We start from the raw sequence: 13277 nt of genomic DNA on the forward strand, positions 1-13277 counted from the left end.
GCTAGCCCAGCGTTTGGAGCGCCGCCGCCAGATAAGGCGCCGTCCGGCTTGCCTCACAACCGGCGACGTCGGCGGCGGTGCCGGCGCACATGATCCGGCCGCCCTCTTCGCCGCCCGAAGGACCCATGTCGATCACCCAGTCAGCGGAAGCCACCACGTTCATCGAGTGTTCCACCACCACCACGGTGTTGCCCGCGTCGACGAGGCGGTTCAGCTGGCGCAGCAGCAGTTGGACGTCCTGCGGGTGCAGGCCGGTGGTGGGCTCATCCAGCAAGTAGAGCGTGTGCCCGCGGCGGGCACGCTGGAGTTCGGTGGCGAGCTTGATCCGCTGCGCTTCGCCACCCGAGAGCTCGGTGGCGGGCTGGCCCAGGCGCAGGTAACCGAGCCCGACATCGAGCAGGGTCTGCAGGCTGCGGGAGGCAGCCGGCACGTCGGAGAGGAACTCCGCAGCGGACTCCACCCGCATATCCAGCACGTCCGCAATGGACATGCCCCGGTACGTAACCTCAAGGGTTTCCTCGTTGTAACGGGCGCCGTGGCAGACGGGGCACGGTCCGTAGGTGCCGGGCAGGAACAGCAGTTCGACGGCGAGGAAGCCTTCACCCTGGCAGGTCTCGCATCGGCCTCCGGCCACGTTGAAGGAGAACCGGCCGGCGGTGTAGCCGCGCGAGCGGGCTTCGTCGGTTGAGGCGTAGAGCTTCCGCACGGCGTCGAACAGGCCTGTATAGGTGGCCAGGTTGGAGCGCGGAGTACGGCCGATGGGCCGCTGGTCCACCCGGACCAGCCGGTCCAGGTGTTCCAACCCTGCGATGGACCGCACCTGCACGCCGGGATCGTCGTCCTCGGTGTCTTCCGTGTCGTCGGCCTCCGGAGCCGCTCCGTTGACCTGGCGGCCCACTGTTTCGGCCAGCACCTGGCTGACCAGGGTGGACTTGCCGGAACCGGAAACGCCGGTGACTGCGGTGAGTACGCCCAGCGGGATGTCCGCGTCCAGGCCATGCAGGTTGTGCCGGGTGATGCCTTTCAGCGTCAGCCACTCATCGGGCGTGCGGCGGGACGGCGGTGCGGTCTGCGCTTCGCCGAACAGGAACGGACGCGTGGCGCTTTCCTCTACCTCCGCCAGTCCGTCAACCGGGCCGCTGTAGAGCACGGTGCCGCCGCCGTCGCCGGCCTGCGGGCCGACGTCGACAATCCACTCCGCACTGCGGACCACGTCCATGTTGTGCTCAACAACGAACACCGAGTTGCCGGCATCCTTCAGCTCCTGCAGCACGGTCAGCAGCGGCTCGGCGTCGGCCGGGTGCAGGCCGGCCGAAGGCTCGTCCAGCACGTAGATCACCCCGAACAGGCCGGAGCGCAGCTGGGTGGCGATGCGCAGGCGCTGCATCTCCCCCGGCGAGAGGGTGGGGGTGGCGCGCGAGAGGCTGAGGTAGCCCAGGCCAAGGCCGATCAGCACCTCCAGCCGGCCAAGCAGGTCGCGGGTGATGGTCACCGCCACTTCGGTGTCTTCATTGGAGGCCGCTGCGCGGGAGGCAGTGCCGGCGGACTTCAGTTCCGCCGTCGGCCGGATGATCTCGGCAAGCTCGGCCAGAGTGGCACCGTTCAGCTGGGCAATGTTGCGGCCGGCGAAGGTGACGGCCAGGGCCTCCGGGCGCAGGCCGGCGCCGCCGCAGACCGGGCAGGGGCCCGAAACCATGTAGGCGAGAACACGTTCACGCATCTGTGCGCTGCCCGAATCAGCCAGCGTGTGCATAACGTAGCTCTTCGCGCTCCAGAAGCGGCCCTTGTACGGTTTGGCCACCCGGTCACGCTGCGGGGTGATCATCACGACGGGCTGTTCCTCTGTGAACAGGATCCAGTCGCGGTCCTTCTTGGACATTTTCTGCCAGGGCACGTCGACGTCGTAGCCCAGCTGAATGAGGATGTCCCGCAGGTTCTTGCCCTGCCAGGCCCCCGGCCAGGCAGCAATGGCGCCTTCCCGGATGGTCAGCGACGGGTCCGGCACCAGCGAACCCTCGGTGACGGTATGGGCGATGCCCAGCCCGGAGCACTCCCGGCAGGCGCCCGCGGCCGTGTTGGGCGAGAAGGCATCAGAGTCCAGGCTGCCCGGCTCGGCGTTTGCCGGATAGGTTCCGCCTCGGGAGAAGAGCATGCGCATGGAGTTCGACAGCGTGGTCAGGGTGCCCACGGTGGAGCGGGAACTGGGGGCGCCGCGGCGCTGCTGGAGGGCGACGGCGGGCGGGAGCCCGGTGATTTCCTCCACCTTGGGGGTGTGCCCCTGGGACAGCAGCCGGCGGGCATACGGAGCCACTGATTCGAAGTAGCGCTTCTGCGCCTCGGCGTAGATCGTGCCGAATGCCAGGGAGGATTTGCCCGAACCGGAGACGCCGGTGAAGGCGACAATCGCGTCGCGGGGAATGTCGACGTCGACGTTGCGCAGGTTGTTTTCCTGCGCGCCGCGCACACGGACCATACCGGCGGTGCTGGATGTGGGGGCATTCTTCGGGGAAGTTTTAGCGGTACTCATCAATATCAGGTTAGCGAGGCACCGGTTGCTGAACGAAATACTAAGCATGCTTTCCGCCAAGAGCGTTAGTGCCGGGCGCCCTCGCAGCTGTCGGGCGGGGTCAGAGCTGCAGGATCGGTGGTGTCCCACCAGCTTGCTGCCCGAAACGGCACTGGCCGTGCCACCCCGAGGGGCGGCACGGCCAGTGTCAGCTAGTTTGCGTCTCTTCCTGCCGCTACTGCAGTTCCTTGGCCCGCCGGGCGCGCATGGCGTCCTCGTCGCGACCCACGGAGTACATGAACGCGATGGCAAGCAGCACACACACCAGGATCAGCATGAAGGTGACGTCCCAGCCGAAGTGGTCCACGGAGAGGCCGATGCCGGTGGAGGCCAGCGTGGCACCCAGGACATAGCCGAAGAGGCCGGTGAATCCGGCTGCCGTGCCCGCTACCCGGCGGGGGCTGAGGTCCAGGGCCTGCAGGCCGATCAGCATGACCGGTCCGTAGATCAGGCCGCCGATGACGACCAGTGCGCCGTAGGAAATCCACAGCGGCCATTCCACCGGCGAAAGCCAGTAGACCATTACGGCCAGGAACACGCCGATCAGGAAGGTGATGCCCGCCGGCGAACGGCGGCCGCGGAACACCTTGTCACTGATGTAACCGCACAGCAGGGTGCCCGGAATACCGGCGAGTTCGAACAGGGAGAATCCGGCAATGCCTTCGCCCAGGCTCGCCCCGCGCACGTCCGCCAGGTACACCGGTGCCCACACGAGGACGCCATAGCGCAGGGTGTACACAAACACATTGGCCAGGGCCAGCTTGACCATGGTGGCGTTCGTCAGGACATAGCGGCGGACGGTTTCCCAGGTGCTGGCGGTTTCATCCGCTGCATCCTCTTCAACCGGAGCGGGATCATTGCGGTATTCCTCAATGGGAGGAAGCCCTTCGGATTCCGGTGTATCCCGGAGCAGGAAGAAAGCAATAATGGCAATAACCATGCCGACAATGCCCGGGAACCAGAATGCCGACTGCCAGCCGCCGAACCAGGCCAGGGCTGCCCCGGCCAGGGCGCCGGATCCGGCACCGCCTACGTTATGGGCGATATTCCAGAACGCGGTCTTGGAGCCGCGCTCCGAAGTGGAGAACCAGTGCACGAGGGTCCGCCCACTGGGAGGCCACCCCATTCCCTGGAAGAATCCGTTGAAGATCATTACGACGGCCAAGAAGGCAACGGAAGTGCCCACTGCCGGCACAAAGCCGATAAACAGGTTGGCCAGGGCGGAAAGCGCCAGACCAATGGGGAGGAACAGCCGTGCACTGCTGCGGTCGCTCACAATGGCGCTGAAGAACTTGCTGAGGCCGTAGGCCACGAGCACACCGTTGGTGACTACGCCGAGGCCGAAGGCGCTGAAGCCATGCTCGTCACGCAGAATGGTGGCTACCAGCGGCACATTGTTCCGGACGAGGTAATAACCGGCATAGCCGATGAAGATGCCCATAAACACCTGCAGGCGGAGCCGCGGGTATTTTGCCTTTACTGCCTCATCATCGAGGCGCGGGGCGGGCGGCGGAGCAGCAAGAAAACGGAAGGGTCCTCTCTTTGTCCGCATGGGGGGATTTAGTTGTTGTGTCAATGTCTTCCTTAGCCTAACTAACCACTTAAAGGTGCGGCCAGAACGATACTCCTTTCGCCGTCGATTCCCTATTTACCAGCCGGCTTATTACCCTCGCCCGGAATCCCGCGCGATGCCATACGCCGGGTTTATTGGGGGAAACATGAGCACCAACGAGCAGCAGCCGGACCCGCTGTATCCCGGCCAGCAGTATCCGGGCTACCAGCCCTTCTCCGCTCCCGCCCCCGTGCGGGAAACCGGCAAGCGCGTCGCCAGCATGATCCTCCTGGTCATCGGCTACGTGCTGGGCAGCATTTTGCTGCTTGCCGCGATGGTGACGCTGCCGGAACAAGTGAGCGACGCCGACGTCGAATCCGCCGGGGAAGGCTTTGGATACGTGATCGGCACTTTCGTCGGATTCGGCATAGTGGTTGGACCACCCATCGTTCTCGTGATCCTTGTGCATCTGTGGCGCCGGCGGATTGTGCGCCAGGAGAACGCACAGGTAAAAACCCTCCCCTAGGACCGCTCGCCCATCCTTCCGCCGGGAACTTCAGCCGCTGACCGCAACCAGTGCCGCACCGTACCGCAGCAGCAGGGCATCACCTGCGGTACGGGCTGCCGGCGACACTGCATCCAGCGTCAGGAAGCCGTGCAGATGCCCGGAGTGCGGAACATAGTCAACGGCGGTTCCGCCCCGGGCCAGTTCGCGTGCCAGCAACTGTCCCTCATCCCGCAGTGGATCGTGTTCTGCGGTGGCCAGCAGCGTCCGCACCGGCAGGTGCTGCCCCCTGGCCAGATCCGCACGGAGAAGATGCACTGGGCTGAACTCCGCCAGCCGTTCCGCTGCCGGCACCCACTGCTTGATGTAGAACGCCAGGTCCCGCACCGAAAGACCCCACCCTTCACCCTTTGTCCGGCCTCCGGGTAGGCTCAGGGTCAGGTCTGCATTCGGGTAGGCCAGCAGCAGCAGGCGGGGTTCGGCCGCGGTACCGGCCAGGCTGCGGGCTGCGAGGAACGCAATAAGCCCGCCGGCGCTGTCACCGGCCAGTCCGGCACCGGGCAGCAGCGGCCCCAGCGCCGGCGGACGGTCCGCCGCCCAGCGCAGGGCCCGGACGACGTCGTCCACCCCCGCGGGAGCGGGATGCTCCGGCGCCAGCCGGTAATCCACTGCCAGGACGGCGGTGCCGGCCAGTAGCGAAAGCCGCCGGCACAGCCGGTCATGGGACTCCAGCCCTCCGAAGACGAATCCTCCGCCGTGCACAAAAACCGTCAGCGGCAGTGCTGAACCGTGAGGACGGTACAACCGGGCGGCCAGCGGTACGGTTCCGGGGATCATCAGATCCCGCACTTCCTGCACCGCCGGACCTGCCGGGCGGCGGCGCGGCACCCGCAGTTGCCTGATCTGTTCCGGCGAGGGCTCCGAACTGCCGCCTGAGCGGACTACCGCCAGCCATGCTGCCAGTTCGGCGTCGGCCACGGATTCCATCCGGACAAAGTATCAGCACCGTCCGTACAACGGTTCCTTGGACGGCGGTATGTCGATAGGGTCTGTTGCCGGGGCAGGTGCGCCCCGCACCACCGACAATGCGGGGGTCCCTTGCGGCCTATGTTACTCATGAGTAACATCGAGTCGGACGTTGTTCCGTTTTATATCTCAAAGAGGAGTAAGTACGTGAGCCCACAAAGCCGATCACGGCAGATCAGGGACGTAGTTTTCGTTGACGGAGTGCGGACCCCGTTCGGCAAAGCCGGCGAAAAGGGTATCTACGCCGGCATGCGGGCCGATGACCTGGTGGTCAAGTGCATCCGCGAGCTGATGCGCCGCAACCCTTCCCTCCCTCCGGAACGCGTTGACGAAGTAGCCATCGCTGCCACCACCCAGTCCGGTGACCAGGGCATGACCATCGGCCGCACCGCCGCCCTGCTGGCCGGCCTGCCCCGCACGGTCCCCGGATTCGCCATCGACCGCATGTGCGCCGGCGCCATGACGGCCGTGACCACCACCGCCTCGGGCATCGGCTTCGGCGCCTACGACGTCGTCATCGCCGGCGGCGTGGAGCACATGGGCAACCACCCGATGGGCAAGGACGCCGATCCCAACCCCCGCTTCATGACCGAACGCCTGGTGGACCCGGCAGCCCTGAACATGGGCAACACCGCCGAGAACCTGCACGATAGGTTCCCGCACATCACCAAGGAGCGCACCGACGCGTACGCCGCCGCCAGCCAGGAGAAGCTCGCCAAGGCCTACGCCAACAACGAGATCCAGCCTGACCTGGTGCCCGTTGCCACCAAGAAGCCCGGCACCGGATGGACCCTGAACACCGTGGACGAGCCGCCGCGCCCCGGCACCACGGTTGAGGACCTCGCCCAGCTGCGCACCCCGTTCCGCGCCCACGGCCGGGTCACTGCGGGCAACGCCGCCGGCCTGAACGACGGCGCCACCACCGCGCTGCTCGCCTCCGCCGAAGCCGCCGAGGAACTCGGCCTGGGAGTGAAGATGCGCCTGGTCGGCTACGCCTTCGCCGGCGTCGAACCGGAGGTCATGGGCTACGGCCCGGTGCCTTCCACCGAAAAGGTGCTGAAGCAGACCGGCCTGTCCATTGAGGACATCGGCCTGTTCGAAATCAACGAAGCCTTCGCCATCCAGGTCCTGTCCTTCCTGGACCACTTCGGCATTGCCGACGACGATCCCCGCGTCAACCGCTACGGCGGTGCCATCGCCGTCGGGCACCCGCTGGCCTCGTCAGGCGTGCGCCTGATGAACCAGCTGGCCCGCCAGTTCGAGGAAGACCCCAGCGTCCGCTACGGCATGACCACCATGTGCATCGGCCTGGGCATGGGCGCCACGGTGATTTGGGAAAACCCGAACCACCCCGACTACAACACCGATTCCACGGAGGCCACGAAGTAATGTCTGCTCCCGATTACCAGCGCCTCGCGGGCCTCTTCCCCACCGAGGTTGTTACCCACTCCTACGTCTCGGACATCGCGCTCCCCGGCAATGCCGGCACCTTCGCGCTGATCACCCTGGACAACGACGTCGACCACTCCCGTCCCACCACGCTGGGCCCGAACACCCTGCTGGAGCTCGGCGAAAAGCTGGACGAACTCAAGGTCCGCGCCGACGCCGGCGAAATTGTGGGTGTGGGCGTCACCGGCAAGCCCTTCTACCTGGTGGCCGGCGCCGACCTGTCCGCTGTGAAGTCCATTTCCGACATCGAAGCCGGCTACGCCATGGCCCGCCTGGGCCACGACGTCTACGGCAAGCTGGGCACCCTGGGCGTTCCCAGCTTCGCGTTCATCAACGGTGTGGCCCTGGGCGGCGGCCTGGAAATTGCCCTGCAGTCCGACTACCGCACGGTGTCCACCGGCGCCGGTGCACTGGCCCTGCCCGAAGCCTTCATCGGCTTGGTCCCGGGCTGGGGCGGCGTCTACCTGCTGCCGCGCCTCATCGGCCCCGAGAACGCTGTCAAGGTGATGATCGAGAACCCGCTGAGCAACAACCGCACCCTCGCCGGTCCGGCCGCCTACAAGCTCGGCATCGCCGACGCACTGTTCGAGCCGGCGGACTTCCTCGAGCAGTCCCTGGCCTGGGCCTCCCGCGTAATCAGCGGCGAAGAAAAGGTGGAGCGGCCCAACGCCGTCGAGCCTGCCGACGCCGCCGAAGCGTGGGACGCCGCCGTCGCCAAGGGCCGTGCCTTCGTGGAGGCCAAGACCTCCAACGCCGCACCGGCCCCGGCAAAGGTGCTGGACCTGCTCGAAAAGGGCAAGACCTGGACCCGTGAGGAATCCCGCGAAGCCGAGTGCGACGCCCTGGCCGAACTGATGCAGTCCCCCCAGTTCAGCTCCACCGTGTACGCCTTCCTGGACCTGGTGCAGAAGCGCGGCAAGCGCCCCGCCGGCGCCCCGGACAAGAAGCTCGCCCGCCCGGTCACCAAGGTGGGCGTGGTAGGCGCCGGCCTGATGGCCAGCCAGCTGGCATTGCTCTTCGCCCGCCAACTCAAGGTCCCCGTGGTCATGACGGACATCGACCAGGCACGGGTGGACAAGGGCGTGGGCTACGTGCACGCCGAGGTGGACAAGCTCCTGGCCAAGAAGCGCATCTCCCCCGACGCCGCCAACCGCACCAAGGCCCTGGTTACCGGCTCGGTCTCCAAGGAAGCCTTCTCCGACGCCGACTTCGTCATCGAAGCCGTCTTCGAAGAGCTCTCGGTCAAGAAGCAGGTCTTCGCCGAGGTGGAGGCCGTGGTCTCCCCCGAGTGCATCCTGGCCACCAACACCTCCTCGCTCTCCGTCACCGAAATGGCCGCGGACCTCAAGCACCCGGAGCGCGTGGTGGGCTTCCACTTCTTCAACCCGGTGGCCGTGATGCCGCTGCTGGAAATTGTCCGCGCACCCAAGACCGACGACGCCGTCCTGGCCACCGCCTTTGTGCTGGCCAAGCAGCTCAAGAAGACCGCAGTGCTGGTCAAGGACGCGGCCGCGTTTGTGGTCAACCGCATCCTGGGCCGCATGTTCGGCGAGATCACCAAGGTCTACGACGAGGGCACCGACGCCGCCACGGCAGACAACGCCCTGCGCTCCATGGGCCTGCCGATGTCTCCGTTCACCCTGCTCGCCCTGGTGGGCCTGCCGGTGGGCCAGCACGTGCAGGAATCCCTGCACGCTGCCTTCGGCGAGCGTTTCTGGGTCTCCAAGAACCAGCAGAAAATCATCGACGCCGGCATCAAGTCCATTTGGCAGAAGGACGAGAACGGCAACCAGTACATCCCGGAGGAAACCCTGGCGATGCTGGACTTCGGCAACACCCCCTCCACCTCCGAGGAAGTCCTGCGCCGCACGCAGGACGCCCTGGCCGAGGAAATCGGGCTCATGCTCGAAGACGGCGTTGTGGCAGGACCCGAGGACATCGACCTCTGCGTCATCCTCGGTGCCGGCTGGCCGATGCACCTGGGCGGAATTACTCCGTACCTGGACCGCGTCGGTGCGTCCGAGCGGGTTAATGGCAAGAAGTTCCACGAGACGGCTGTGGCTGCTTAGCCCCTAACGGGCGCCCGCGCCTACCGTCCGCGCCTACCGTCCGCGCCTACCGTCCGCGCCTACCGTCCGCGCCGGGCGGACCGGAACGGCGGCAACGATAATCCCTGCTCGCAGAGCTCGCAGGGATTATTAAAGCCGCCTAACCCGGTCCGTCCGGCGCTCTCGTTAACAGTCCTGTTGCGGTCGCAGTCAGGTCAGGTTGGCCGGCGCCAGAGGGAAGGTTACCCCGGTGAGTTCCTCCGAGATGGTCCAGAGGCGCTGCTGGACCGCTCGGTCGTGGGAGGCAGGGCTGGAGGCGACAGGTTTCGGATAGCCGCGGGTCTGTGAGCGGTTGCCGGGACCGTAGTACTGGCCGCCGGTGACCTCCGGATCGGTAGCCGCACGCAGGGTGGGCAGGGCACCCATCTCGGGAGTCTGCGTGAAGTACGGGGCGAGCCAGGTGACGGGCACCCGAAGCGCTGCCGGTGTGTTGCGGGTGAGCTCCGTATTGGAGACGCCCGGATGGGCGGCCACCGCGACGGTGGTACCAAGGGGTTCGAGACGGCGCTGGAGTTCGTACGTGAACATCAGGTTTGCCAGCTTGGCCTGGCCGTAGGCGCCGACGCGGCTGTACGAACGCTCCCACTGGAGATCATCGAAGTGGATATCGGCCCGGATGCGGTGCCCGGTGCTGCTGACCGTCACAACGCGCGAGCCGGGAACAGGCAGCAGCCGGTCCAGCAGCAGGCCGGTCAGGGCGAAATGCCCGAGGTGGTTGGTGCCGAACTGCAGTTCAAAGCCATCCGCGGTGGTCCGCTTCGGCGTGTACATCACGCCGGCATTGTTGATCAGCAGGTCTATCCGCGGGTGGTCCGCACGCAGGGCCGCCGCAGCGGACCGGACCGACTCCAGTGAGCCCAGGTCCAAGGCCTGAACCCTCGCGTCCCCGTTGATGCGGGCAGCCGCCTGCTTGCCCTTCTCGACGTCGCGTACGGCCAGGACCACCGCCGCCCCCTGTTCCGCGAGCATCCTGGCGGTCTGAAAACCCAGCCCGGTGTTGGCACCGGTCACTATCGCCACGCGTCCGGTTTGATCAGGGATGTGGTTCTCGTTCCAGCTGAGGTTCATGGGGGCTCCTAAAGTACCGTTGGTCTGTTACGTAGGACGAGCGTAAGCGCCCTGCATTCCCACGTCAATAGACCGCCGGTCCGTAATGTATGCTGGCCGCGTGACATTCCAACGGGCGCGCAGCGAAGAGCAGAAGGAGAGCCGGCGTCGGGCCATCCTGGACACCGCAGCGGCAATGCTGGACGAGATGCCGGTAGCCGGGGTCAGTCTCAACGAGCTCAGCCGGCGGGTGGGGCTGGCGAAGTCCAACGTCCTGCGCTATTTCGAGTCCCGCGAAGCAGTGCTGCTCGAACTGCTGGATGACTTCCTGGGCACCTGGCTCACCGAGTTGGCACAGGAGCTCCCAATGGGCATCGAGCCCGAAGCGGCACCGGCGGTGCGGGCCGATCAGCTGGCCGAAATCCTCAGCCGGTCCCTGGGGGCACGCCCGGTACTGTGCGACCTGTTCGGGGCGCAGGGCGGCGTCCTGGAGCACAACATTTCGGTTGAGGTGGCCAAGCGGCACAAGCGGGCCTCCCTGGCCAGGCTCGATGCCATGACCGGCATCGTGTGCCGGCACCTGCCAGAGTTGGGGGACGGAGCCCAGCAGTTCTGCCTGATCGCACTGGTTACTGCCGGTGCACTGTCCTCCTACGTCCCGCCTCCCCCCAGCCTCCTTGCCGCCTATGCGGAGGAACCCGCCCTGGGTGTCCTCCACGTAGACCTCACTGACGCCCTAAGGATGGCCCTGTCGTCGGCGCTCCTGGGTGTGCTGCCGCGGGCCTGACATCCTGCAGCGCACCTGGCCGCTTAGCGCCGGCTCTCTGGGCAGGGACGGTCTTCTTCGCTAGCCTTCCGGACGTGAAGGGAACGTCGGAGGAAAACCGCAGGCAAAGCCGGCGCGTGGTAGCGCTGATACTTGCCACGGCAGTTCTTGGCTGGCTGACGGTACTTCTCCCCTGGTCCGCGCCATGGCGCTGGACTCTCGCCGGGATCCTGCTGGCACTCACGGCGGTGATCCTGGTAATACTGGTCCGACTGCAGCGCGCCCGCTAGTTTCGGCGCAAACACGAACAGAGGTAAAAGAGAATGTCCTTTCAGGCTTACCTTGATGCGGTTGAGGACAAGACAGGATTAACGCCCCGCCAACTGGTGGATGCAGCGGCGGCCAAAGGTTTCGGCGAAAGCACCAAGGCCGGGGAAATCCTGGAATGGCTCCAAGCGGACTACGGAATCGGACGCGGCCACGGGATGGCAATTGTCCACGTTATTAAGAACGGTGCCGAAATCGGCACGAAACACGTCGGCACAACGGGAACCCACCGCGACGAATCGGAAACGCTTTGGCTGGACGGCAAGGCCACCAAGCCGGCCTGAGCTTTCCGCCCTGGGAACCCTGCGAACAGCGAGCGGCCAGAGCTGTGCTTGACTATTGCGCATGAGCAGACGCATCGACGCCGGGACATTCCTGACGGTGGGGTTCTTCGCCATGGTGGTGGCCCTTTTTACTACATTCCTGGCGTTTGGGTATGAGTCTGAACTGCGTCCCCGACACAGCGCCTGCTTCTACGGTCAGCAGGTTCCACGCCGCCAGTGGGTCCTGGCTCTTTCCTTGGTACCGCCTGTTACGGCGGCTGCAGCAGCCATACTCTCGCTGGGCTACCGCCCTTGGAATCGAGAAAGGCTGGCCCCGTCCCTGCTGCTCCTTGCGGCGGCAGCCTTGGCGGTCTGGATCAATTGGGCCATTGGCATAGACGCCATCGAACACTCACAGCGCCTCGCCGAAGGCGATCCCGTCTTTCGGATCTGCCCAGAGGACCTGGGCGCTCCCGGCTAGACGACGCCGTCCACGTAGGCCCGCAGGGTTCGGGCTAGGCGACGCCGTCCACGTAGGCCCGGAGGGTCCGGGTTAGGCGGCTTTAATAATCCCGGCGAGCTCTGCGAGCAAGGGATTTTCGTTGCCGCCGTTCCGGACCCTCCGGACCCTCCGGGCAACCAAGGTAACGCAACAGGCGGACCCTAGAACAAGGCAACCTTGGGCGTCTTCGGGAAGATCCGGTCCAGCTCCTCAAGGTCCTTCTCCGACGGCACCCACGAAACAGCTTCGGCGTTCTGCTGCACCTGCTCCACCTTCGTTGCTCCCGCAATCACGGACGCCACCGACGGCTGCGCAGCGAGCCAGGAGAAGGCCACCTGCACCTCGGTCAGACCGCGCTCGGCGGCGAAACGGCCAAACTCGGCCAGCTGCTCAAAGTCCGCATTCTCCAAGAGGTTGGTCCGGGAGTGGGTGAGCCGGCTGCCTTCCGGAGCCTTGCCGCTGCTGTACTTGCCGGTGAGCAGGCCGTTGGCCAGCGGGAAGTAGGGAAGCACGCCCAGCCCGTAGGCTTCGGCGGCGGGGGTCACTTCCAGCTCGGCCCGGCGGTCCAGCAGGTTGTAGTGGTTCTGCGAGGAAATGAACGGTGTGAAGCCACCCATCCGGGCCACAAACTCGGCTTCGGCAATCTGCCAGCCTGCCCGGTTGGAGTGCCCGATGTACCGGACCTTGCCGCTGGTGACGAGGTCATCCAAGGCTGACAGGGTTTCTTCGATGGGCGTGAGCGGGTCCGGGGTGTGGAACTGGTAGAGGTCAATCCAGTCCGTGTTCAGGCGGCGCAGGGAAGCCTCTGCGGCCTTGACGATATAGCGCCGGGATCCGCGTGCCCCGAAGTCGGCACCGTTGACGCCCTTCATGTCCATACCGAATTTGGTGGCTACCACCACGTCCCCGCGGCGGTTGCCCAGCGCTTTCCCGAGCATTTCCTCGCTGAGTCCCGGGGTGCGACCATAGGCGTCGGCAACGTCAAAAAGCGTAATACCGGCGTCGACCGCCGCGTTGACGACGGCGTCGGTACCCTCCTGCGATTCGGTGGGGGTTCCCGGGCGGCCAAGGTTGTTGCAACCGAGCCCGACCGTGGAAACGGTCAGGCCGGAATTACCAAGTCTGTTGTAGGAAGTCATAAAAGCTACGCTATACCCGTCGGCAGG

Annotated in this window: 12 protein-coding genes; 7 read left to right on the top strand and 5 right to left on the bottom strand. The window is 65.8% G+C overall.

The annotated features are described in order from the left end of the window. Position 1 precedes the first annotated feature (1 nt). Both uvrA and LOC57_RS09965 read right to left on the bottom strand, forming a co-directional pair. The gene (uvrA, locus tag LOC57_RS09960) at positions 2 to 2527 is read right to left on the bottom strand and encodes an excinuclease ABC subunit UvrA (protein WP_229959459.1); all 2526 of its coding nucleotides are present in this window, start codon (positions 2525 to 2527) and stop codon (positions 2 to 4) included. Between the two features lie 214 nt (positions 2528 to 2741). Continuing rightward, positions 2742 to 4118: an MFS transporter gene (locus LOC57_RS09965; protein ID WP_229959461.1), complete on the bottom strand. Its 1377-nt coding sequence runs from the start codon at positions 4116 to 4118 to the stop codon at positions 2742 to 2744. A 166-nt stretch (positions 4119 to 4284) separates the two neighbouring features. Here LOC57_RS09965 and LOC57_RS09970 point away from each other — a divergent pair, with 166 nt between their 5' ends. Further along, the gene (locus tag LOC57_RS09970) at positions 4285 to 4644 is read left to right on the top strand and encodes a hypothetical protein (RefSeq protein WP_229959463.1); all 360 of its coding nucleotides are present in this window, start codon (positions 4285 to 4287) and stop codon (positions 4642 to 4644) included. Positions 4645 to 4674: 30 nt separating this feature from the next. Here the strand turns inward: LOC57_RS09970 and LOC57_RS09975 are convergent, their stop codons facing one another. Then, a complete protein-coding gene (locus LOC57_RS09975) occupies positions 4675 to 5610 on the bottom strand; it encodes an alpha/beta hydrolase fold domain-containing protein (protein WP_227910954.1) in 936 nt (311 codons plus the stop codon). A 186-nt stretch (positions 5611 to 5796) separates the two neighbouring features. Here LOC57_RS09975 and LOC57_RS09980 point away from each other — a divergent pair, with 186 nt between their 5' ends. After that, entirely contained in the window at positions 5797 to 7038 is a 1242-nt protein-coding gene (locus LOC57_RS09980; RefSeq protein ID WP_227910953.1) for a thiolase family protein, read from the top strand. Beyond that, the gene (locus LOC57_RS09985) at positions 7038 to 9167 is read left to right on the top strand and encodes a 3-hydroxyacyl-CoA dehydrogenase NAD-binding domain-containing protein (RefSeq protein WP_229959465.1); all 2130 of its coding nucleotides are present in this window, start codon (positions 7038 to 7040) and stop codon (positions 9165 to 9167) included. The genes LOC57_RS09980 and LOC57_RS09985 overlap by 1 nt, the downstream gene beginning before the upstream one ends. Before the next feature lie 189 nt (positions 9168 to 9356). On the opposite strand, the gene LOC57_RS09990 is transcribed toward LOC57_RS09985, so the two are convergent. Further along, positions 9357 to 10274, bottom strand: coding sequence for an SDR family NAD(P)-dependent oxidoreductase (locus LOC57_RS09990; protein WP_229959467.1), 918 nt, complete (start codon positions 10272 to 10274; stop codon positions 9357 to 9359). Positions 10275 to 10374: 100 nt separating this feature from the next. Between LOC57_RS09990 and LOC57_RS09995 the strand changes: the two genes are divergently transcribed. The 4 genes from LOC57_RS09995 to LOC57_RS10010 all read left to right on the top strand — a co-directional run bounded on the left by LOC57_RS09995 (position 10375) and on the right by LOC57_RS10010 (position 12090). Then, the gene (locus tag LOC57_RS09995) at positions 10375 to 11040 is read left to right on the top strand and encodes a TetR/AcrR family transcriptional regulator (RefSeq protein WP_229959469.1); all 666 of its coding nucleotides are present in this window, start codon (positions 10375 to 10377) and stop codon (positions 11038 to 11040) included. 74 nt (positions 11041 to 11114) lie between these two features. After that, entirely contained in the window at positions 11115 to 11309 is a 195-nt protein-coding gene (locus tag LOC57_RS10000; RefSeq protein WP_227910949.1) for a hypothetical protein, read from the top strand. Between the two features lie 33 nt (positions 11310 to 11342). Further along, the gene (locus tag LOC57_RS10005; protein ID WP_227910948.1) at positions 11343 to 11630 is read left to right on the top strand and encodes a DUF4287 domain-containing protein; all 288 of its coding nucleotides are present in this window, start codon (positions 11343 to 11345) and stop codon (positions 11628 to 11630) included. A 61-nt stretch (positions 11631 to 11691) separates the two neighbouring features. Continuing rightward, positions 11692 to 12090 carry a hypothetical protein gene (locus tag LOC57_RS10010; RefSeq protein WP_227910947.1) on the top strand — a complete coding sequence of 133 codons (399 nt, stop codon included), beginning with the start codon at positions 11692 to 11694 and terminating at the stop codon, positions 12088 to 12090. Between the two features lie 182 nt (positions 12091 to 12272). Here the strand turns inward: LOC57_RS10010 and LOC57_RS10015 are convergent, their stop codons facing one another. Further along, on the bottom strand, positions 12273 to 13250 hold the full coding sequence (locus LOC57_RS10015) for an aldo/keto reductase (protein WP_229959471.1): 978 nt from the start codon (positions 13248 to 13250) through the stop codon (positions 12273 to 12275). Positions 13251 to 13277: the final 27 nt, after the last annotated feature.

The sequence above is a fragment of the Arthrobacter sp. zg-Y750 genome, from assembly GCF_020907365.1.
GTDB lineage: Bacteria > Actinomycetota > Actinomycetes > Actinomycetales > Micrococcaceae > Arthrobacter_B.